22 protein-coding genes are annotated in these 20,750 nt (G+C 29.9%); 11 read left to right on the top strand and 11 right to left on the bottom strand.

Annotation, left to right across the window (positions count from 1 at the left end; translation table 11 throughout):
* The first annotated feature begins 3 nt into the window (after window positions 1-3).
* From FVE75_RS09705 to FVE75_RS09730, 7 genes are all read left to right on the top strand, one after another.
* Window positions 4-1,422: an NADP-dependent glyceraldehyde-3-phosphate dehydrogenase gene (locus FVE75_RS09705; RefSeq protein WP_197735188.1), complete on the top strand. Its 1,419-nt coding sequence runs from the start codon at window positions 4-6 to the stop codon at window positions 1,420-1,422.
* An 82-nt stretch (window positions 1,423-1,504) separates the two neighbouring features.
* Window positions 1,505-1,663, top strand: a complete 159-nt coding sequence (locus FVE75_RS11010) for a hypothetical protein (protein WP_172618819.1) — start codon at window positions 1,505-1,507, stop codon at window positions 1,661-1,663.
* 45 nt (window positions 1,664-1,708) lie between these two features.
* On the top strand, window positions 1,709-2,431 hold the full coding sequence (gene aphA, locus FVE75_RS09710; RefSeq protein WP_147006257.1) for an acid phosphatase AphA: 723 nt from the start codon (window positions 1,709-1,711) through the stop codon (window positions 2,429-2,431).
* A 645-nt stretch (window positions 2,432-3,076) separates the two neighbouring features.
* Entirely contained in the window at window positions 3,077-3,670 is a 594-nt protein-coding gene (locus FVE75_RS09715) for an ECF transporter S component (protein WP_147006258.1), read from the top strand.
* Window positions 3,671-3,685: 15 nt separating this feature from the next.
* Window positions 3,686-4,441 carry an energy-coupling factor transporter transmembrane component T gene (locus FVE75_RS09720; RefSeq protein WP_147006259.1) on the top strand — a complete coding sequence of 252 codons (756 nt, stop codon included), beginning with the start codon at window positions 3,686-3,688 and terminating at the stop codon, window positions 4,439-4,441.
* Complete coding sequence (locus FVE75_RS09725) at window positions 4,423-5,265, top strand: energy-coupling factor ABC transporter ATP-binding protein (protein WP_147006260.1); 843 nt, start codon at window positions 4,423-4,425, stop codon at window positions 5,263-5,265. The genes FVE75_RS09720 and FVE75_RS09725 overlap by 19 nt, the downstream gene beginning before the upstream one ends.
* 2 nt (window positions 5,266-5,267) lie before the next feature.
* The gene (locus FVE75_RS09730) at window positions 5,268-6,065 is read left to right on the top strand and encodes an energy-coupling factor ABC transporter ATP-binding protein (protein ID WP_147006261.1); all 798 of its coding nucleotides are present in this window, start codon (window positions 5,268-5,270) and stop codon (window positions 6,063-6,065) included.
* A 332-nt stretch (window positions 6,066-6,397) separates the two neighbouring features.
* Here the strand turns inward: FVE75_RS09730 and FVE75_RS11775 are convergent, their stop codons facing one another.
* The 3 genes from FVE75_RS11775 to FVE75_RS09740 form a co-directional block, all read right to left on the bottom strand.
* Window positions 6,398-6,520, bottom strand: a complete 123-nt coding sequence (locus FVE75_RS11775) for a hypothetical protein (protein WP_269472157.1) — start codon at window positions 6,518-6,520, stop codon at window positions 6,398-6,400.
* 127 nt (window positions 6,521-6,647) lie between these two features.
* The gene (locus tag FVE75_RS09735; protein ID WP_147006262.1) at window positions 6,648-7,271 is read right to left on the bottom strand and encodes a hypothetical protein; all 624 of its coding nucleotides are present in this window, start codon (window positions 7,269-7,271) and stop codon (window positions 6,648-6,650) included.
* A gap of 33 nt (window positions 7,272-7,304) precedes the next feature.
* Complete coding sequence (locus FVE75_RS09740; RefSeq protein ID WP_147006263.1) at window positions 7,305-8,015, bottom strand: hypothetical protein; 711 nt, start codon at window positions 8,013-8,015, stop codon at window positions 7,305-7,307.
* Window positions 8,016-8,218: 203 nt separating this feature from the next.
* Here FVE75_RS09740 and FVE75_RS09745 point away from each other — a divergent pair, with 203 nt between their 5' ends.
* From FVE75_RS09745 to FVE75_RS09755, 3 genes are all read left to right on the top strand, one after another.
* Window positions 8,219-9,109, top strand: coding sequence for an alpha/beta fold hydrolase (locus tag FVE75_RS09745; protein ID WP_147006264.1), 891 nt, complete (start codon window positions 8,219-8,221; stop codon window positions 9,107-9,109).
* A gap of 95 nt (window positions 9,110-9,204) precedes the next feature.
* Window positions 9,205-10,236 (top strand): rod shape-determining protein, encoded by a 1,032-nt coding sequence (mreB, locus tag FVE75_RS09750; RefSeq protein WP_147006265.1) that lies wholly within the window; start codon window positions 9,205-9,207, stop codon window positions 10,234-10,236.
* Window positions 10,237-10,273: 37 nt separating this feature from the next.
* Window positions 10,274-11,074 carry an ATPase gene (locus FVE75_RS09755; RefSeq protein ID WP_232052541.1) on the top strand — a complete coding sequence of 267 codons (801 nt, stop codon included), beginning with the start codon at window positions 10,274-10,276 and terminating at the stop codon, window positions 11,072-11,074.
* Window positions 11,075-11,804: 730 nt separating this feature from the next.
* Here the strand turns inward: FVE75_RS09755 and FVE75_RS09760 are convergent.
* Window positions 11,805-12,623, bottom strand: coding sequence for a Cof-type HAD-IIB family hydrolase (locus FVE75_RS09760; protein WP_147006266.1), 819 nt, complete (start codon window positions 12,621-12,623; stop codon window positions 11,805-11,807).
* 22 nt (window positions 12,624-12,645) lie between these two features.
* Complete coding sequence (locus FVE75_RS09765) at window positions 12,646-13,326, bottom strand: beta-eliminating lyase-related protein (protein WP_147006267.1); 681 nt, start codon at window positions 13,324-13,326, stop codon at window positions 12,646-12,648.
* 213 nt (window positions 13,327-13,539) lie between these two features.
* Here FVE75_RS09765 and FVE75_RS09770 point away from each other — a divergent pair, with 213 nt between their 5' ends.
* Window positions 13,540-14,100, top strand: coding sequence for a hypothetical protein (locus FVE75_RS09770; protein ID WP_147006268.1), 561 nt, complete (start codon window positions 13,540-13,542; stop codon window positions 14,098-14,100).
* A 199-nt stretch (window positions 14,101-14,299) separates the two neighbouring features.
* Here the strand turns inward: FVE75_RS09770 and FVE75_RS09775 are convergent, their stop codons facing one another.
* The 6 genes from FVE75_RS09775 to FVE75_RS09800 form a co-directional block, all read right to left on the bottom strand.
* Window positions 14,300-15,013, bottom strand: coding sequence for an ABC transporter ATP-binding protein (locus FVE75_RS09775; protein ID WP_026745746.1), 714 nt, complete (start codon window positions 15,011-15,013; stop codon window positions 14,300-14,302).
* A gap of 43 nt (window positions 15,014-15,056) precedes the next feature.
* Window positions 15,057-15,815: an ABC transporter ATP-binding protein gene (locus FVE75_RS09780; protein ID WP_147006269.1), complete on the bottom strand. Its 759-nt coding sequence runs from the start codon at window positions 15,813-15,815 to the stop codon at window positions 15,057-15,059.
* Between the two features lie 67 nt (window positions 15,816-15,882).
* Window positions 15,883-16,968: a branched-chain amino acid ABC transporter permease gene (locus tag FVE75_RS09785; protein WP_147006476.1), complete on the bottom strand. Its 1,086-nt coding sequence runs from the start codon at window positions 16,966-16,968 to the stop codon at window positions 15,883-15,885.
* Between the two features lie 24 nt (window positions 16,969-16,992).
* Window positions 16,993-17,889, bottom strand: coding sequence for a branched-chain amino acid ABC transporter permease (locus FVE75_RS09790; RefSeq protein WP_147006270.1), 897 nt, complete (start codon window positions 17,887-17,889; stop codon window positions 16,993-16,995).
* A gap of 239 nt (window positions 17,890-18,128) precedes the next feature.
* Window positions 18,129-19,244, bottom strand: coding sequence for an ABC transporter substrate-binding protein (locus FVE75_RS09795; protein WP_147006271.1), 1,116 nt, complete (start codon window positions 19,242-19,244; stop codon window positions 18,129-18,131).
* A gap of 46 nt (window positions 19,245-19,290) precedes the next feature.
* Window positions 19,291-20,403, bottom strand: coding sequence for an ABC transporter substrate-binding protein (locus FVE75_RS09800; protein ID WP_147006272.1), 1,113 nt, complete (start codon window positions 20,401-20,403; stop codon window positions 19,291-19,293).
* Window positions 20,404-20,750: the final 347 nt, after the last annotated feature.

Consider the following 20,750-nt stretch of genomic DNA (forward strand, 5'->3'; position numbering starts at 1 on the left):
TTGATGAATTATCAAAATTTAGTGAACGGAGAATGGAAAGACTCTAAAAATACAATAACTATTTATTCGCCAATAAATGGGGAAGAACTTGGAACTGTACCAGCTATGTCAAGAGAAGAAGTTGACTTTGCTATGGAATCTGCCAGAAAGGCTTTACCTGCTTGGAGAACATTGTCAGCTGTAGAAAGAGCGGCTTATTTGAATAAGGCTGCAGATATTCTTGAAAGAGATAAAGATAAAATTGGGGAGAACTTAGCAAAAGAAGTTGCAAAAGGAATTAAGGCCGCTATTTCAGAAGTAGTAAGAACGGCGGATTTGATTAGATATGCTGCAGAAGAAGGACTTAGAATCACAGGTGAATTTGTAAACGGTGGAGGATTTGAAGCTGGAAGCAAGAGAAAATACGGAGCAGTAAAAAGAGAGCCAGTTGGGATTGTACTTGCAATCGCACCATTTAACTATCCAGTAAACTTATCAGCATCTAAAATTGCACCTGCATTAATTGGAGGAAATGTAGTAATTTTTAAACCTCCTACACAAGGTTCAATTAGCGGATTGTTATTAATTAAAGCATTTGAAGAAGCTGGAATTCCAGCAGGAGTACTAAACTCTGTAACTGGAAAAGGTTCTGAAATTGGAGATTATTTAATCGAACATAAAGAAGTGAACTTTATAAACTTTACAGGAAGTACACCGATTGGGGAAAAAATTGGAAAACTTGCAGGAATGAGACCAATTATGCTTGAATTAGGTGGAAAAGACGCTGGAATCGTATTGGAAGACGCTAATTTAGAAAAAGCTGCAAAAGATATCGTATCAGGAGCATTCAGCTATTCTGGACAAAGATGTACTGCTATCAAAAGAGTGCTTGTAATGGACTCTGTTGCTGATAAATTAGCTAGCTTGATAAAAGCAGAAGTTGAAAAACTAACTGTAGGAGATCCTTTTGACAATGCTGATATTACAACAGTAATTGATACTCCATCAGCAGACTTTATTGAAGGATTGATAAAAGATGCACAAGAAAAAGGGGCAAAAGCATTGACAACAGTAAAAAGAGAAAAAAACTTAATATGGCCCGTAGTTTTTGACAATGTAACAACTGATATGAGAATTGCATGGGAAGAGCCATTTGGACCAGTATTGCCAATTATCAGAATAAAATCTGTAAATGAAGCAGTAGAAATTGCAAACAAATCAGAATACGGACTTCAATCAGCAGTATTCACAAAAAATTTCCCATTGGCATTTGAAATCGCTGAAAAACTGGAAGTAGGAACAGTTCACATAAATAACAAGACTCAAAGAGGGCCTGACAGTTTCCCATTCTTAGGAATCAAAGGTTCAGGAGCAGGAGTTCAAGGAATAAAATACAGCATAGAAAGCATGACAAGAGTTAAATCTATTGTATTTGATATATAGGAATTTGAGAGATGTTTTCTTTTAAGAGAACATCTTTTTTTGAAAAATTTATATAAAAAACTATTTTACAGGAGGTTTTCCTATGAAAAAGGTAAAAATGTTTTTAGTATTGGTTCTATCTGCATTAACAGCTGTAAGTTGCTCTTATTTTAAAATTCCTAAAAAAACAGGAAAAAAAACAGGAAATATATGCACTTATACAGCAAAGGGAGAATTTATAGATTGCGAGCCTTTAAGATAGCAAGATTTTGTTAGTAAAATAAAAAAATATATAGGAGGAAATGTTATGAAAAAAGCATTATTATTTTTATTTGCTGCATCTGTAGTATTTGCGGCAGGACCAAAGGTTCCTTATACTCATGAGGGATTTTATTCAACAGATAAAGTTCAGAAGGCTGTTCATTTTGTGTCTGTTGACGACATTAAGAAGAGTCTGGAGGGAAAAGGACCAATTAATGTAAGTTTTGATATTGATGATACATTGCTTCATTCAAGCGGATACTTTATCTATGGGCAACATTATTTCCAAATTCCAGGAGATAAAAGAGGAGCTGTAAGTTACCTGTATAATCAGAAATTCTGGGATTATGTAGCTGAAAATGGAGATGAACATTCAATTCCAAAACAATCTGCAAAAGACTTGATAAAAATGCACTTGGAAAGAGGAGACAATGTATTTTTCATCACAGGAAGAACAAAACATTCAAAAGACAAAAACTACACTTCTACAAAACTTTCTAAAACATTGCAAAGATACTTTGAACTACCAAAAGAAATTTACGTAGAATATACATCTGACACACCAACAGGTGGCTACAAATATGATAAATCATTCTACATCAAAAAACACAACGTCTCAATCCACTACGGTGACAGTGATGACGATATCCTAGCTGCAAGAGAATTAGGAATAAGAGGAATAAGAGTTCAAAGAGCTTACAACTCTACAAATCCACAAAAAATGAACGGTGGCTATGGAGAAGAAGTTCTAATAAACTCTGCATGGTAAAAATAAAAAAATTATAACATATATTTTCAGAAGTATTTTTTATACTTCTGATTTTTGGTTTTATAAAAACTAGTGGTTGAATTTTTTAGAGAAAAATGATACAATAGCATTAAATAAAAACCCAACGGTTAAAATATGGCAAATTGTGGAAAAAAGGCTTCATTCATTATTGAATGAGGCTTTTTTTATGTTATAATTATCCGTCAAGACTTCACAAACCTTGATGCCATATTGAAACGTTGTGAGGTGGTCTCAATGATGAACTGGGATTTGACTGTTTTGACAGTTATAATCATTTTGTTTTTGATTTTTAACAGTCAAAAATAGCAGTTGAATTCTTGTCTTATTGTCCTACTTTTTGCCTACCAGTTGAATTTTACTGGTAGGTTTTTTAAAATTCTTTCTTTTTTTGTTTTAGTAGTTTTAATTTGAAGGAGTTTAAGCAGATTTTGAGAATTATAAAAAAGTTAAGCAAAATTTTGTTAAAGAAAAAATATTTTTTAACCAAAATAACTGAAATACAAATCAAGATAAACATTATTTAATGGAGATACTTAAAAAAACAATAAAACTTTCCTCCAAAGGTTGAAATATTAACAAATATGTTTTAAAATATAGTAAATAAAATTTTAAGGAGGCAGAAAAATGAAAAGTTTAAAAGAGGATTTTTCTTTAATGTCAAGTTTGTTGATACCAGTAGCGGTGGCTATTAATTTTACAGGATTTACTATTGCAAAAATGTTAAATGTTCCATTATTTCTTGATTCGATAGGAACAGTTTTTATAAGTCTTCTGGCTGGTCCTTGGGTTGGATCGGTTGCTGCAATTATTACAAGTATAGTTACTGGTGGACTTGCACCTGAAAATTTGGCATTTATACCAGTTGGAATTTTGATTGCTGTTGTAATGGGAACATTGACTAGGTTTAAAATGAAAAATTATGTTGTAAAAATAGTAGTTTGTACATTAATATTGGCGATAGTTAGTATTAGTTCATCTACTCTAATAACAATTTTAATGTATGGTGGAATTACACCGAATGCAACTGGAGTTTTAACTTCATTTTTTGTAAAACAAGGGATAAGCTTAAAAGTTGCTGCAACTTTATCTAATTTTATTTCAGAAATTGGTGATAAAGTAATAACAGTTGTTATTGCGATGTTAATTGTTAAAAGTATGTCTGATAGATATTTGATTAAATTTAAGCATGGAGAAAACTATATTCATGGAACAAAATAGAAGTGGAGAAATAAAATGATAAAAAAATTTTTAGAAGGGCTGTATCCGCTTACAAAGTTATATTTTGCAATATCACTTATAATTTCAGCATTTTTAATCCCAAATGACTTTTATGGCTATGTGCTTGTTATAGTTTGTGGAATTTTAGCAAGTTTTTATGGAAAAGGCAGCGCTTATTTCAAAAGAGTTTTTATAAGTTTATTTTTACTGACTTTAGTTATATTTGCTGCACAAAGTACGTTATTTGCTTCAAATGAAATTGTAGCAAAAATTGGGATTTTTACAATTTATAAAGCTGGATTACTAAAAGCTGTAAAAATCACATCAAAATTATGGGCAATCGTGGCTTCAGTTACATTGCTGACTCTTATAACTTCAATAAAGGATTTTACAGTAGCTCTTGAAAAAAAAGGAATAAATCCTAAATTTGCATTTATCCTGCTTTTAACTTTTCAAATAATTCCTGAAATGGGAAAACAGGCTGGCGTAATCTTGGATTCACAGCGTTCAAGAGGTGTGGAAACAGAAGGAAATATTTTTGTGAGAACGAGAGCTTTACTACCAGTATTTGTGCCATTAGTGCTATCTTCTATTTTAAATACTGAAGAAAGAGCGATTACGCTGGAGGCACGTGGGTTTTCGATTGGAGAAAAGCGGACAATATTGAATGATATAGAAGAAACAAAAAATGATAAAATTATGAAAATTATGCTGGCTATTTTTATAGTGCTATGTATTGTGTGGAGGGTTTTATGGGTTATTTCAAAATAGAAAATGTGAACTATAAATATCCGCTTGAAGATAAGCAAGCCTTGAAAAATATTAATATCGAGATAAAAAAAGGCGAATTTTGGGCTGTAATCGGAAAAAATGGGAGCGGGAAAACGACGTTTTGTAATATGTTAAGGAGGTTTGTACCTGATTTTTATAAAGGGGAACTGACAGGGAAAATAATGCTGGAAGATAAAGAACTGAAGGATTATTCTCAAAAGGAACTTGTGCAGAAGATTGGGTTTGTTTTTCAGAATCCGTTTACGCAAATTAGTGGAGTAAAAGATACTGTTTTTGATGAAATTGCTTATGGACTTGAAAATTTAGGTTTATACAAAGAAGAAATAATTTCTAGAGTTGAAAAAATATTGAAACTGCTTGAAATTGAAAAGCTACGTGATAGAAATCCGTACGATTTATCTGGCGGACAAAAGCAGAGAGTGGCACTTGCCTCAATTATCGCAATGGATCCTGATATTCTGGTTATTGACGAGCCAACTTCACAGCTTGATCCAAAAGGAACAGAAGATATTTTCAAAATTATAAATTTAATGGCAAATGAAGGAAAAACAATAATCTTGGTTGAACATAAACTTGAACTTATTGCAGAATATGCCCAAAATATCATTGTTCTTGATGAAGGGGAGATAATTTTAAGTGGAAAAGCGGAAGAAGTTTTAAATAATAAAATCTTGCTAGAAAAGGAAATTGGAATGACACAGTATTCTATACTTGCCTATGAACTTGAAAAAGCAGGAAAAGTTGAGTTTGAAGAAATTCCTATAACTAAAGAGAAAACTATAGAATTGTTAAAGGAGCTATAATTATGAGTTTTATTACTGTAAAAAATTTGAGTTTTAAATATCCGAATGGAACTGAAAATGTGCTTAATGATGTTTCTCTTGAAGTTAAAAAAGGGGAGAAAGTTGCGATTATCGGGCAAAATGGTGCTGGGAAGACAACGATGGTAAAAATGTTGAATGGACTTTTAAAGCCAGTAAGCGGAGATGTTGTTGTAGATGACTGGAATACAAAGAAATATACTGTTGCTAAAATGAGCCAAAAAGTCGGATATGTCTTTCAAAATCCAATGGATCAGATATTTCATAACAATGTTTACGATGAAATAGCCTTTGGAGCAAAAAAATTAAAATATTCTCCTGATGAAACAAAAAAAATGGTGGAAAATGCCATAAAATTAACGGAACTTGAAAAATATCAAAAGGAAAATCCATACAATTTACCGTATTCCATGAGAAAATTTGTTACAATTGCCGCAGTAATTGCAATGGGTTCAGACGTTATTGTAATGGATGAGCCGACAGCAGGGCAGGATTTTAGAGGAATGAGAGTTTTACATAACCTGATTGATGAACTTCAAAAGCAAGGAAAAACTATAATTACAATAACTCATGATATGGAATTTGTAGTAAAAAATTTTGATAGAGTAATTGTAATGACAAATGGAAAAGTTATCGCTGATGGAGATAAACGTGATATTTTCTGGCAATTTGACACATTGGAGCAAAGCATGGTAAAACAGCCATATATCAGTGATTTGGCTAAGGAAATGGAAATGGATGGAAAGGTTTTGTCTGTGAAGGAATTTGTGGAAAATTATTAAAATATATATTGGTTGTCTTTAGTAAAATGAAAAATTATGCAAATTAAAATAATTAAGATTTTGATTTTAAAAATAAATAGAGCAATAAAATAGAATTAAGTAGAAAACAATCTCAAATTTCTTGTATTAATACAATTATCCTTTTAAATAACGAAATTTTATTATTTAGAAATATCGAATTTTATATTTCTTGTTGAAAAAATATTTTAATAAATTTGTTATTTAAATGGGGTTTAGTATAACATAATCTATAAGAAATTTGAGTTGCTCCCTAATGTTTATTTTATCAATTTATAAGCTTTATTACTTTATAAGATACTGATTAAAAATTTTTATAATTCAATTTCCCTGTTTCTATCAATCTTTCTAAAAATATCTGTATTTTTGAGCTTTTCTACATTTCTTTTCTTTTGGCTTTTGTTTTCAATATTATTATTTATTGTAGTTATCATCATAAACAAAAATTTTTCCTGTCCAAAATTATAGTTTTTTACTTCATTACTTGCAGAAAGTGTTGCAATATTATTTAAATAATAATCAATTCCCTTTTGAAATTCATTTTTTCAACAAAATTCCGAATATTTAAAAATGTAAACTTAACTTGTAGGAATAGATTTCTTCATCTGACATTGTAAATTTATCAGTTTCACTTTTATTGCTCAAAAGTTTTAGAGTTTCATCTATTTCAGGCTTTAAGTTTTTCACACCATTATCATTGGCTTCTTCCTGTAATTTTATAAGTTTTAAAAATAAAGAATTTGGATATTTTTTGTTTATTTGATTAATAATTTTATTTTTCTCATCTAAATCTTCAATATTTCCATAATAAGTGACTTTCATGCTCCAAATTTCATAATCTGTTGGATTAGCCTTTTCAAAAATATCCATATATTTTTTTCCATTTTTTATATTTTTCAAGTAAAGACTTGACAAATAAGTTTCAGCGATTTTTCCTGCTACGATATAATTATTTCTATCCTTTTCAAGCAAATTTTCCAGTTTTTCCAAATATTCTGCTCCATCAATACCCGCAGTTTCAAAAAGCATTCCATCGCCAATTTCTTCATCAAGTTTAATAGTTTCTTCAATAATTTCATGTTTAATCCCTTTTGCACTCAGTTTCTTATAGATAATACTGCTTACACTTTCTGCATTCCCAAAAATTCCAAACGCTAAAAATAATAAAAGAGTCGTTAAATTTTTCATTTTATTTATATCCTTTCTTTTTGTTTAAAATATCTAATTTTGAGGAATAAGTCCCAAAGACTTCTCTATTTCAATTGTTCTGTCAACATCTTTTTTGTAAGTAATGTCTAACTTGTAGTAATGATTTTCTTTCATTTTCAAAAAACTCCATCCGTAGTCTTTTTTCTCAATTACCAGATACTGTCCTTTCTCATTAGATAAAGTTGTCTTTATTTTAGGTTCTTCTACTTTATCTGCCCTCTTGTAATCCCACAAAATCTCAAAATAATTTGTAGAATCCAAAATCCATTTTTTTACATCTCCTGTATTTTCAAGCTTTTTCCCATTTACATAAAGTTCCTTGCTATTTGAAATAATTTTCCTAATTTCTTTCAAATCCCTAACATAACTTGGCAACTGAAATATATTTATATTAATTAGAGTTATTACAATTAGACAAACTGATACGCAGCCCATCTTTAAATAAAAAATTTTCTTTTTTAACTTCTCTTTTCGTAAAATTTCCTCAAAATCTCGGGTTTCTTCATATTCTTTTTCATACTCATTTACAAAATCCTTTTTTGTTTCCAAATAAAACTTTAAAATTCCAAAAATAACTATTAACCAAATAGATATAATATTTTTATTAATTTTTAAAAATCCTATTATAACCGGAATAACTACATACATTAAACTATTCATCAAAGTAAACAGATATCTTTTTATCTTTTCCCTTTTAATTTGATACTCATCATAAACATACATATTTTTAATCTCCTAATATTAAAAATCGTTTTTTAAATATTTTACAATATTAACAAAAATTTTTCAAATTAATTTACAAAAAAGGAGATAACACAAAAATTTGTAATTGCAAAAAAAATAATATTATATTATAATGAATATATACTTATTTAAAATTACTGAAAAACTAAGTATTTGATAATATTTTTTCAGAAAGGAACATAATGGAAAAGCAGTATTTTGAGAGTTTTGATAATAAAAAAATTCCTTATTTATTTTTTGAGTCAAAAAGAGAAAGATATAAAAACAATATTGTAATATTTCATGGAATGATAGAGCCTATTGACAGATATGCTGAATTTGCAGAATTTTTGGCTTCTAATGGATATAATGTGTTTGTTATGGAAATTCGTGGCCATGGCGAGTTAAAGGACGGTGAAATTGGAGATTTTGGAAAAGGCGGTATAAAGTCTGTCTTCAAAGATATTGACAACTTTTTTACAAAAATTCTAAGTAAAGTTGGAGCAACTCCAAGCAATACAACGATTCTCGGACATAGCATGGGAGCTCTTATTGGAATACAATGGGGAATAAAAAATAAATACAAATACTTTATTTTGTCAGCTTTCCCTCTAAAAACTCAATTAGAAGTTATCGGTGGAAAAATTGCTACTCTTTTGGAAAGAATTATTTTCAGAAAAGTTTCTGCATTTAACAAAATTTTTGAAAAATGGAATACATCCTTCGAGCCAAATGCAACAAAATTTGATTGGCTGACAAGAGATGAAATTGAAAATAAAAAATATGAAGACAATGAACTTTGTGGCTATTCTGTAACACCAAAGTTTTTTTCTGGAATTTTTTCCACAATGGCATTTATCAACAAAAATTACAAAAAATTAGATGAACATACAAAAATATTAGCTATTTACGGAACTGATGACAAAGCGATTGATATTCCATATATCAGTAAAATTTTTAATATATTAAGAAAGAAAAAAAGAAGAATAAATATTCTTGAAAATAAGAATGGACGGCATGAATCTCTTAATGAAACAAATAAACACGAAATTTATGATGAAATTTTAAAATGGTTAAATGCAAAAGATTTTTAATTTATAACAAAAAATTTAAAAAAATTGCAAAAAATAATAAATTTTTATCGAAAAATATGATATAATTAAGGAAGTTAATTTTAATAGGAGGAAAAATGGGCGTATTTGATTTTGTAAAAATATTTAGAGTAAACAAAAGTATCTCAATAGACTTGGGAACTGCAAATATATTAATTTACGATAAGCAAAAGAAAAAAATAGTATTGAATGAACCATCTGTGGTTGCAAAAGATAGAAAAACTGGAAAATTAATTGCAGTTGGAAGAGAAGCTAGAGAAATGTTAGGAAAAACTCCTGACAGCATCGAAGCTATCAAACCTTTACAAGACGGAGTTATTGCAGATATTGACTCAACAAAGGAAATGATTACATATTTTATTCATAAGATTTATGGAAATTCATTGTTCAAGCCAGAAGTAATGATTTGTGTACCAATTGAAGTTACAAGTGTAGAAAGAAAAGCCTTGTTTGATGCAGTAAAAGGTGCTAAAAAAATATATATTATTGAAGAGGGAAGAGCCGCTATCATTGGTTCAGGCGTAAATATTTCACAACCTGAAGGAAGCATGGTAATTGATATAGGTGGAGGTTCTACTGATATTGCAATTCTTTCACTTGATGAAATTATCGCAAGTAAATCAATTAGAATCGCTGGAAACAGATTTGATGAAGATATCGTGAGATATGTAAAAAGAAAATACAACTTACTAATTGGAGACAGAACTGCTGAAAAAATTAAAAAAGAAATGGCTACAGCATTAAAAGTTCAGTCGCCTGAAGTTATGGAAATAAAAGGTAGAGATTTAGAATCTGGTATTCCTAACACTGTAGAAATCAACGCAAATGAAATTTACGAAGCTATTGAAGATTCTTTATTCCAAATTGTAAACTCTACAAAAGAAGTTCTTGAAAAATGTCCTCCTGAATTGGCAGCAGACATTTTAGATAATGGAATTGTAATGACTGGTGGAGGTTCATTAATCAAAAACTTTATTGATATGATGGAAAAAGAAGTTGGAATCAAAGTATTCTTATCTCCAAATCCACTAGATTCAGTGGTTTTAGGTGGAGGAGCCGCATTTGACAACAAAAAATTATTAAGAACTCTTCAAATGAGAGAAAATTAATATTTGCTGTTAACAAAAAAAGAGAAAAAGAGAAAAAATGAAATTACAGGAAATAACTGAAAAATTTAAAAATGAAATAAATCAAGATAAAATAAGTGCAAGTTACCTCTTTTATGGCGATAAGAGAGTTGACTTGCTTTCTTATGCACTAATGTTCTCAAAGATGATTATGACAAAGAATGTGCAGAATGAAGCTGAAAAAGAAAAAATTGAACGGATTATTGATAACTTCCAGCATCCTGACATTGAAATAATAAATAAAAATAATGAAAACATAAAAATTGACGAAGTGCGTGAAATCATCTATTCATCAATAGAATCTTCTTTTAATTCGCCAAAAAAAATATTTATTCTGTGCGGAATTGAAAATTTACGAAAAGAATCTTCAAACGCACTTTTAAAAATCTTGGAAGAGCCACCACAAAACGTATATTTCATACTTCTATCAAGAACATTAAACATCATTTCCACAATAAAATCCCGTACAATCAAATTTCATCTATCTGGAATGAATAACGATGAACTGGGTGTAAGCAAAGAAATCTACTATTTCTTTGATGGAAATGAAAACGATATTTTAGAATTTAAAAGGCAAAATCTCTCACTTGATAATATTCAGTTTCAAATTAACACTGTGGAAGATATTTTACAAATTATTTTTGAAATGAAAAATTACACAACTGGAGAACTGGTTATAAAAAATAATCTGGATTTAACGATAAAATATAATAAAAGTATTCAATTGTTATCACATCGAATACGTTTCTGGGATATTGAAAATGTATATTTTTTTATAAATGAAATCGAAAGTGAACTAAAAAGGAAAAGGAATTTCTAATAAATTTCCTTTCAAAAATTATTATAAATGTAAAACATTCTGTGGGGTCTGAAGATTTAAAAAAACTGATAAATTTAAAAAATAGCATTAGAAGCAATGTAAATGTAAAAAGTGTGATTTTTAACTTTTTGATATTTTACAAAGTTTTTAGAACTTATTGAATAAAATTAATAATAATACTAAATCCCCATTTAAAAATAGGAATATATTTTTATAATGGGGATATTTAATAACTAATTTATAATCATTCAATTAAATTATTTTTTAGATACTTTGATTAATAAATATTTTCTTATATTATTATATTTTTTCTTTTTATTTTCGTAGGATTGCTCATTGCCGCAAATCCTACAACCTATGGCTAGTCTACGACATTTATTTAGTTTTTTTTATATAAGGGCATCAGACACTATGCCTTTATAACCCCGCTTCTCGAATTTCAATTTTACAGCAAAAGACAAAACTTGCTTTTAACAAAAGTAATTTTAATTTTATAAGGTTATTACCAACTTAAATATAATAAAAATAGTAAAAACTATTATTAAACAAAATAATCTAATATTAAATCCTGTTAAAAAATAGAAACTGTTAAGGACAATCAGAACCAAAAGTTCCATTTCATAGTCAGGACTATACATATCCCTTTCACCATAAACTTCAAAATTAAAAGAAAATATGTATATGATTTTTCGACTTTTTTCTCGATAATTCCTGTACAAATTTTATAGTTTTAAAATTCAAAAAACTCCTCAATTGTAGTTTTCAATCCATGCTCTACATTTGATGTAGAAATAAATTTAGCTATTTCCTTAATTTCAGGAATGGCATTTTCCACAGCCACAGGCATTCCTACGTACTCCAGCAACGGCTTATCGTTCGCACTGTCACCAACTGCAATCATTTCTTCAGGCTTTATATTTTCAATTTCTCCCAGTTTTTTTAATGTTTTTCCTTTATCCACATTTTTGTTGGCAATTTCTAGGAAGATTGGTTTTGAAATGGCGATAAAATAATCGTTTCCGTGAACTTTATTCATGTGTTCTTCAGCTATTAATACTTCTTCTGGCTTACCAACAATCATACATTTTGTAGTTTTATCAATTCCTTTTTCTTCAAGTTCAGAAAGTTTATCAAATTTTTTAAATTTCATATTACATTGACTTACCTCAAATAATACTTCATCTGTTGCTTCTGTTCCATAAACCGTATCTCCAACGTACAAAATCATTGGAACATTTATTTCCTTTGAAACTTTATAAACGTTTTCAATATCCTTTTTTCCAAGCCCTTCGTGAAAAATTACTTCATTTGTCTTCATATCAATTAATTCACCACCGTTAAATGCTAGCACATATCCTTCATACTTATCCATCTGAAGCTCTTTTGCATAATCAAGCATAGCATAGCTAGGTCTACCACTTGCAAGCACAAATTTAACTCCTTTTTCTTTCTGAACTTTAATAATCGTCTCAATATTTTCCTTTGTTATATTATGTTCTTCATCCAGCAATGTTCCATCCATATCAGTTGCAATTAATTTATAATTCATAAAATCCTCTCACTTTCTCTATTTATAATAATTTTACTAATTCATTCAAATCTTTTTCTGTAGTTGCCCAGCTTGTTACCAGTCTTATCACTGTGTGTTTTTCATCATACTTTTCCCAGAATGAAAAACTTACTTTTTTTTCCAATTCTTCCATTTTTATATTTTCAATTATGATAAATTGCTGATTTGTAGGTGATTCAAGATAAAATCTGTAATTTTTTTTGTGCAGAATATTTTTTAATTTTTCAGATAAATCTATCGTATGTTTTCCAATCCTTTTGTACAAATCATTTGAAAATAATGTGTCAAACTGTACTCTAAGCAGCCATCCCTTAGCAAGTAATGCCCCTTGTTGCTTTATCCTTGTTACAAAATTCTTTGGTGTGTTATTTTTGGTAAAAACAACTGCTTCTCCAAGCAATGTTCCAGCTTCATGCACGCTAATATGCCCCGTTTCAGCCGCAATTACACCTTCATAAGACTGTAGCATTGAATTTATCACAACTGCGTTAGTCTGTGTTCCACCAACTAAAAAATAAACATCTGCATTTTCCAATTCACAAGCTTTCCTAATTTTTGCTTTTGCACTTTCACAATATTTATCAGCTCCGTATCCAGACAAATTCTCAAAATTAGTCTTAACAATCGCATCCAAAATCTCTTGACAAGCCCCTTGCGTATAATCATTTGCAAAATGTAACATAAATTCCCTTCCTGTAAAACTGGTGCTTTATATTAATATTATACAGGAAATACGAGGAAAAGTCCATATAAACAGAAGTTGCTAAAAAATCTAAATTAAAACATGATTTTACTTTTAATATTCTAACACAAAATATTGATTTTTGAATTTTTTTGAAGTAAAATATTACAGAATAGATTATCTAAAAATTCAGTAATAAAGAAGGGCTAAATTATGAAAAAATTTGTTTTAATGCTAATATTTATTTTAGGGAGTTTCAGTTTTGGAGAAATAACAGAACAGGAAGTCGATAGTTTCTTTTCGCCTAAAACACAGGTTTATATTTCCAATCAGAAAGACTGGTTTTTTGGACAATATCCAGATGATTTTGACGGAGAAAATACTAAATGGGAAAAACTTAATTATTTTATTAATGTTCTTTTAGTTGGAAAAAAATATAAGATTTCTTATACTCCTATTGATGAAGTCACTTCTTATGATAATCAAGGATATCCTGTATTAACCTATACAACAACAAAACAATATGTTATAAAAAGTCGTCGAAATGAAAATATACCTACTGCAACTTCATACAGCTTTAATATTATGTTTGGGATGATGGATCCAGGTACAGAAATAAAAAATGGAAAAAAATATGAGAGAAATCGTTATCAAGTCCTTTCAGAAAGTGAATTAAATGCTCTATTAAAGTCTAAAAATGCAAAAAGACTTGATTCAACCACAGAAAAAAATACGAAAGCATGGCTAGATTGGCTATTTCATAACACTAACTAATACTATTATTTTTGGGTACAAAGTATTAGGACTCTTATTAGCAGATTAATATAATTTTATTTAAAAAAAGTACACTCTACTGGGACTTCTCCCAGTTTTTTTCTTCTCTCAAAACTTATCCAAAACAAAAAAACCATCCCAAAAAGCCAAAAAACTTTTCAAGACAGTTTTCAAAAACAAATATTCTAATTTCTTAATTTTATCCTCCAAGATAAGCCTTCTTAATTTCAGGATTTGTAAGCAGTTCCTTTCCTGTTCCTTCCAGAATTATTTTTCCAGTTTCCAGAACGTAGCCTCTGTCTGCAATTGATAGTGCCATATTGGCATTTTGTTCCACTAACAGCACTGTTACGTTTTCTTCTTTATTAATTCTTACAATTATGTTGAAAATTTCTTGTACTAATAATGGTGCTAGTCCCATTGACGGCTCATCTAGCAATAGTAGTGAAGGATTTGACATTAAGGCTCTTGCCATTGCCAGCATTTGCTGTTCTCCTCCACTCATTGTTCCTGCCAGCTGTTTTTTACGTTCGGCAAGTCGTGGAAACAGTGTGAACATATGTTCCATATCTTTTTTTATTTGATCTGTATCGTTTCTTGTAAATGCTCCCATTTCCAAATTTTCCAGTACAGTTAATTCTGTAAAGATTCTACGTCCTTCTGGAACATGTGCCATTCCACGGCTGACAAGCTTGTAAGCATCAATGTTAGTTACATTTTCCCCACTTAGGGAAATTTCTCCCGATTTTATTGGTACAAGCCCTGAAATAGCGTGAAGTGTAGATGTTTTTCCTGCACCATTTGCACCAATTAGAGAAACGATTTCACCTTTTTTTATCTGAAATGAAATGTTTTTTATAGCATGAATTCCGCCATAATATACATTTAAATCATTTACATTTAAAATATTCACTTTTCCTCCTTTTTGCTAATTTTATTTAATTTCTTCTTAAATTTTATTCTCCTAAATAAGCTGCAATAACTTCTTTATTATTTTGAATCTCATCAGGAAGACCTGAAGCAATAATTCTCCCAAAATTTAGCACATAAAGTCTTTCACAAATTCCCATTACTAAGTCCATGTCATGCTCGATTAGCAGGATTGCAATTTTAAATTTATTTCTTATAAAGCTGATTGTATTCATTAGTTCTTTTGTTTCGTTTGGATTCATTCCTGCTGCAGGCTCATCCAGCAGCAATAATTTTGGATTTGTTGCCAAAGCTCTTGCTATCTCCAATTTTCTCTGCTGTCCATAAGACAAGTTTCCAGCTGTAATATTTGCCATTTCAGCCATATCAAAAATATCCAGTAAATCAAGTGCCTTATCTGTTATTTCCTTTTCTTCCTTCCAAAATCTAGGAAGTCTAAAAATCGCTTCAAAAGTGTTATATTTCATACTGCTGTTAAGTGCCAGCTTTACATTATCAAGCACTGTTAATTCTTTAAATAGCCTTATATTCTGAAATGTTCTGGCAACTCCCAAAGCAACTATCTGTGGAGTAGTTTTTTTATTTATACTAATCTGATTTATAGAAATATCCCCGTCAGTAGGTTTGTAAACACCTGTCAGCAAGTTAAATATTGTTGTTTTTCCAGCTCCATTTGGACCAATTAATCCAACTAGCTCACCTTCCTTAATTTCAATATTAACATTATCAACAGCTCTTAGACCTCCAAAAGATATTCCCAAATCTGTCGTTTTTAATAATGACATATTTTATCTCCTATTTTACTTCATTTTTATATTTATCAAAAATATTTAATTCTAACTTTTCATTTTTTTAATTCTTGTTATTTCTATAATTTCTAAGTTTATTAATTCTTCTCTTTGTTCCTGCAAATGTAAATTCCTTCGTACCAAAAATTCCTTTTGGACGGAAAATCATTAATGAAATCAATATAATTGCATAAACTAAGTATCTAAACTGCGAAACATCTCTCAATCTTTCATTTAGAAGTGTCAAAATCGTTGCAGCGATAATCGCTCCCGTAATACTTCCAAGTCCACCTAACACTACCATAACAAGAATTTCTATTGAGAATAAAAATCCAAATTTATCTGGTGTCAAAATTCCAATATTATGAGCAAATAACGATCCTCCAACTCCAGCAAAAAATGCTGAAAAAGCAAATCCATAAAGTTTTACACGATTTAAGCCGATTCCTATATTTTCTGCCGCAATTTCATCTTCTCTAATTGACAGAATCTCTTTCCCTTTTCGAGAAGTCATTGCCATTGCGATTATAATAATCGAGATAACTACAATGAAATATGTATTTGAAAAATCTAGAATTGTTGGAATATTGTTAAGTCCAGTTGCTCCACCTAAAAAGTCCAGATTTTGAATAATATATTTTACAATTTCTCCAAATGCTAAAGTAATAATTGCAAGATAATCCCCTCTTAACCTTAGCGTACTTCCACCAACAAGAAATCCAAATACAGCCGCAACCAGCCCTCCAAACAATGATACCAGTATTAACTGTAAAAATGGCGGTAAATTATAATTTACGAGTATTTTTGAAATAAATGCCGCTGAATATCCACCAATTGCAATAAATCCAGCTTGCCCCAAATTAAGCTGTCCCATAAGCCCAACCGTTATGTTTAAGCTTACTGCAAATAAAACAAAAATTAATACGTTTATATATATTCCTTTTGTATAACTGAAAGCATCATTTGGATCAAAAGTAAAGCTTAGGACGATATAAAGTGCAATTATTGAAATAAATGTAACAACATAATTTTTTACTTTTAATTTGTTAAAATAGTTCAAATTTTGCCATTTATATTCTTTTGTTTCTTTATGCTTTTTTTCTGCACTATCTATATTTTTTGCTTTTACATCTTTATTAGTTTTTTCCATATTTCCCATTTTCCTCCTTTCAAATTATACTTTTTCCTTCATATTCTTTCCAAATAGCCCATTTGGTCTAAAAATTAGTATTAATATCAGTACACCAAATACAATAGGATTTGCCCAAGTTGTAAGCGATGAACCTTTTACATATGCTTCAAGAAGCCCTAAGACGTATCCACCAACCATAGCCCCTGGAATACTTCCTATTCCTCCAAATACAGCTGCAATAAATGCCTTCAATCCTGGCAGCATTCCCATATATGGCTCAATTTGCGGATAAACAATCGCATACAATGCTCCACCTAACGCCCCAAGTCCAGAACCAATCGCAAATGTTATAGCAATAGTTTTGTTTACATTAATTCCCATAAGCTGTGCCGCTCCTGTATCCTGTGAAACTGCTCTCGTTGCTTTTCCTAATTTTGTATTTTTAATAAATAAATTTAAGGCAATCATACAAACTGAAGTAACTACAATTACAAATATTGTAAGCATGCTGATGCTTAAAAATCCTAAATTAATCTTGTTGTTGTTTGATAAAAATGCTGGTATATATTTCTGATCAATAACTTTTGGATTTGCTCCAAATATTATAAGTGCCAAACTTTCTAGCAAAAAACTCATTCCAATTGCTGTAATAAGTGCCGAAATTTTAGGCGCATTTCTAATTGGACGATATGCAAAAAAATCAATTACAACTCCCATAATAGCACATAAAATAATTGACAAAACAATAGCCAGTATTAATGGCATTCCATTTGACACAGCGATAAGCGTAGCATAAGCTCCCACCATAAGTATATCTCCATGTGCAAAATTTATAAGTTTAACGATACCATAAACCATTGTATATCCCAACGCAATAAGGGCATAAATACTTCCAGTCTGCAGTCCGTTAATAGTCTGTTCAATAAAGCTCTTTAACATATTTAAAAACTCCTCATACTTTTTACTTATACGTTTATTTTCTACTCATATACTTAGGCAACCTTAAAACTATACTCCTTACTTGTATTCAAAAAATTAGTATAATCTTAAAGCTGCTTACGTATATTTACCCAAATTAATTTCTTCTTTTTAGATAAAAAAAGTTCCAGAGTGTTAGAAGAAAGAAAACTTCTCCTAACAACCGAACTTTATAATAATTATTATTTTCTATATTATTTCTAGAATTTTTCCTTCAATGTAAGTTTTCCGTCTTTCACTTCAATAAATGTAACTTTTTTCTCAGGATTTCTTTCTGCATCAAATTTTAATGAACCAGTAACTAAAGTACCGTCAAATTTTTTGATTGCTTCTCTTATTGCATCTTTTGAAGACAAGTCAGAAACATTTTTTAATGCTGTTTCTAAAATAGTTCCTGTATCATATCCTAAAGCAGCGAAAATAATTGGATCTATTTTATATTCATTTTTGTATGCAGCGATGAATTTTTGTACATTTTGATCAGGATCATCTGGTGCAAACTGACTTGCGAAAACTGCTCCATTAGCAACTTTTCCAAAGTTAGTCTGGATTCCGTCCCATCCATCTCCACCCATAAATTGAGCGTTTATTCCAAGTTCTTTTGCTTGTGTCAAGATTAATCCAATTGTGTTGTAGTAATCAGGTACAAAAATTACTTCAGGATTATATCCTTTTACTTTTGTAAGTAATGCTCTAAAGTCTTTGTCATCAGCAGTATATTGTTCTTCTTTTACTTGAATTCCTTCTTTTTTAGCTTGTTCCTTAAATGCGTTTGCAAGCCCTACAGAATAATCACTTCCTGTATTTGTTAAAACTGTAACATTTTTACGCCCTTTTGATTTTGCATATTTTGCAACAACAACACCTTGATAAGGATCTGTAAATGTAGTTCTAAATACATAATCTTTTCCTTTTGTAATATCAAATGCAGTTCCAGTTGCTGTAATCATAGGAATTTTAGCTTGTTGTGCAAGCGGTGCAATTGCAAGAGATGGTCCAGATGTAACTTCTCCTACAAAGATATCAATTTTGTCTTGTGAAACCATTTTTTTAAATGCATTAATTGCTTCCTGTACATCACCTTTACTATCTGCTTCTACAATTTCAATTTTTTTACCATTAATTCCGCCAGCAGCGTTTATTTCTTTTACTTTCAATTTAAATCCATTTATTGTACTTGTTCCATATTGTGCCACGTTTCCAGTTAATGCTCCTATAACACCAACTTTTATAACATTCTTGTCCTTAGATGCTTTTGCTCCACAGCTTAGCACAAATAATGCCAATAATGAAACTAAAAATAATATTTTTTTCATTGTTGTTCTCCTCTGCTATATTTTTATAATTAATTTATTTTTTAAATTAAAATTTTTCTTTTAATGTAAGTTTTCCACCTTTTACTTCAATAAATGTAACTGCTTTTTCAGGATTTCTATCTGCATCAAATTTTAATTTTCCAGTTATAAGATCAATTCCACTAACTCCATTCATAGCTTCTCTTATAGATGGCCCTGTCAAATCTTTTGCTGATTTCAATGCAGCTTCCACAATTTCCACTGTGTCATATCCAAGTGCGGCAAACATTATTGGTTCTTTATGAAACTTAGCTTGGTAATCTTTCATAAATTTCTGAACATTTTCAGCTTTATCTTCTGGAGAAAATTGGCTTGCAAAAATTGCTCCTTCTGCAACTGCTCCAAAATTAGTCTGAATTCCGTCCCATCCATCTCCACCAAAATATTGAGCTGTTATTCCCAAATCTTTTGCTTGAGAAATAATTAACCCAATTGTATTGTAATAATCAGGTATGAAGATAGCTTGCGGATTTTGTCCTTTTACTTTTGTTAAAATCGCTTTAAAATCTTTATCATCATTTGTATATTTTTCTTCAGTAATAGTTATTCCATCTTTTTTAGCTTGTTCTTTAAATGCGTTTGCAATTCCTACAGAATAATCATTTGAAGAATTTGTTAAAATTGCAATTGATTTTACACCTTTAGCTTTTGCGTATTTTGCAGTAGCAGTTCCTTGATAAGGATCTGTAAATGTAGTTCTAAATACAAAATCTTTTCCTTTTGTGACATCAAGACTTGTAGCAGTTGCTGAAATCAAAGGTACTTTTGCTTGCTGTGCAAGTCCTGAAATAGCTTGTGATGTAGCTGATACAACTTCTCCAATTACAACACTCACTTTATCCTGTGAAACCATTTTTTTAAATGCATTCACTGATTCCTGAACGTCTCCTTTACTATCTGCAATGACAAGCTCAATTTTTTTTCCATTAATTCCACCTGCATTATTAATAGCATCTACTTTAAGTTCAACACCTTCTTTTACTGCAGTTCCGTATTGTGCATAATTTCCAGTAAGCGGTGCAATAACTCCTATTTTTATAACATTTTCATCAGCTGATTTTTTCCCACAGCCAACGATAAATGCCGTGACTAACAACATCACCAGAAATATTTTTTTCATACTCTCATCATCCTTTCTCTCTTAAATTCTTTGCATCGTCAAAGCATTGTTAGAAAAACATATAATAAATATCAAATAAAATACTATTACTATTAATCTAAAACAAACTTTCACTTACTTATGTCTAATATTATATCATAAAAGGGTAAAGAAATGAAATTATTTTTAAAAATTTATTGTATGCTCAAACTTTTTTTTAATAAAACCAATAAAAATAAAATCTTCACAATCACCAAAATTATTAATATAAACCGATATTAATTTTGATAAAAAAATATTTTGCTTATCTAATTATTTTTTTAAAAAAAAACTACCACATATCGTGGTAGCAAAAATACTATCTATTT

This window comes from Leptotrichia hongkongensis (assembly GCF_007990635.1).
Classification (GTDB): Bacteria; Fusobacteriota; Fusobacteriia; order Fusobacteriales; family Leptotrichiaceae; genus Leptotrichia; species Leptotrichia hongkongensis.

What these genes read in the sequence shown, in the direction of transcription:
- FVE75_RS11010 (WP_172618819.1), top strand. Translation starts at nt 1,505, where the DNA reads ATGAAAAAGGTAAAAATGTTTTTAGTATTGGTTCTATCTGCATTAACA.
- FVE75_RS09715 (WP_147006258.1), top strand. Translation starts at nt 3,077, where the DNA reads ATGAAAAGTTTAAAAGAGGATTTTTCTTTAATGTCAAGTTTGTTGATA.
- FVE75_RS09745 (WP_147006264.1), top strand. Translation starts at nt 8,219, where the DNA reads ATGGAAAAGCAGTATTTTGAGAGTTTTGATAATAAAAAAATTCCTTAT.
- FVE75_RS09765 (WP_147006267.1), bottom strand. Translation starts at nt 13,326, where the DNA reads ATGTTACATTTTGCAAATGATTATACGCAAGGGGCTTGTCAAGAGATT.
- FVE75_RS09800 (WP_147006272.1), bottom strand. Translation starts at nt 20,403, where the DNA reads ATGAAAAAAATATTTCTGGTGATGTTGTTAGTCACGGCATTTATCGTT.
- FVE75_RS09705 (WP_197735188.1), top strand. Translation starts at nt 4, where the DNA reads ATGAATTATCAAAATTTAGTGAACGGAGAATGGAAAGACTCTAAAAAT.
- FVE75_RS09725 (WP_147006260.1), top strand. Translation starts at nt 4,423, where the DNA reads ATGGGTTATTTCAAAATAGAAAATGTGAACTATAAATATCCGCTTGAA.
- FVE75_RS09785 (WP_147006476.1), bottom strand. Translation starts at nt 16,968, where the DNA reads ATGGAAAAAACTAATAAAGATGTAAAAGCAAAAAATATAGATAGTGCA.
- FVE75_RS09790 (WP_147006270.1), bottom strand. Translation starts at nt 17,889, where the DNA reads ATGTTAAAGAGCTTTATTGAACAGACTATTAACGGACTGCAGACTGGA.
- FVE75_RS09780 (WP_147006269.1), bottom strand. Translation starts at nt 15,815, where the DNA reads ATGTCATTATTAAAAACGACAGATTTGGGAATATCTTTTGGAGGTCTA.
- FVE75_RS09730 (WP_147006261.1), top strand. Translation starts at nt 5,268, where the DNA reads ATGAGTTTTATTACTGTAAAAAATTTGAGTTTTAAATATCCGAATGGA.
- aphA (WP_147006257.1), top strand. Translation starts at nt 1,709, where the DNA reads ATGAAAAAAGCATTATTATTTTTATTTGCTGCATCTGTAGTATTTGCG.
- FVE75_RS09735 (WP_147006262.1), bottom strand. Translation starts at nt 7,271, where the DNA reads ATGAAAAATTTAACGACTCTTTTATTATTTTTAGCGTTTGGAATTTTT.
- FVE75_RS09720 (WP_147006259.1), top strand. Translation starts at nt 3,686, where the DNA reads ATGATAAAAAAATTTTTAGAAGGGCTGTATCCGCTTACAAAGTTATAT.
- FVE75_RS09795 (WP_147006271.1), bottom strand. Translation starts at nt 19,244, where the DNA reads ATGAAAAAAATATTATTTTTAGTTTCATTATTGGCATTATTTGTGCTA.
- FVE75_RS09755 (WP_232052541.1), top strand. Translation starts at nt 10,274, where the DNA reads ATGAAATTACAGGAAATAACTGAAAAATTTAAAAATGAAATAAATCAA.
- FVE75_RS09770 (WP_147006268.1), top strand. Translation starts at nt 13,540, where the DNA reads ATGAAAAAATTTGTTTTAATGCTAATATTTATTTTAGGGAGTTTCAGT.
- mreB (WP_147006265.1), top strand. Translation starts at nt 9,205, where the DNA reads ATGGGCGTATTTGATTTTGTAAAAATATTTAGAGTAAACAAAAGTATC.
- FVE75_RS09740 (WP_147006263.1), bottom strand. Translation starts at nt 8,015, where the DNA reads ATGTATGTTTATGATGAGTATCAAATTAAAAGGGAAAAGATAAAAAGA.
- FVE75_RS09760 (WP_147006266.1), bottom strand. Translation starts at nt 12,623, where the DNA reads ATGAATTATAAATTAATTGCAACTGATATGGATGGAACATTGCTGGAT.
- FVE75_RS11775 (WP_269472157.1), bottom strand. Translation starts at nt 6,520, where the DNA reads ATGATGATAACTACAATAAATAATAATATTGAAAACAAAAGCCAAAAG.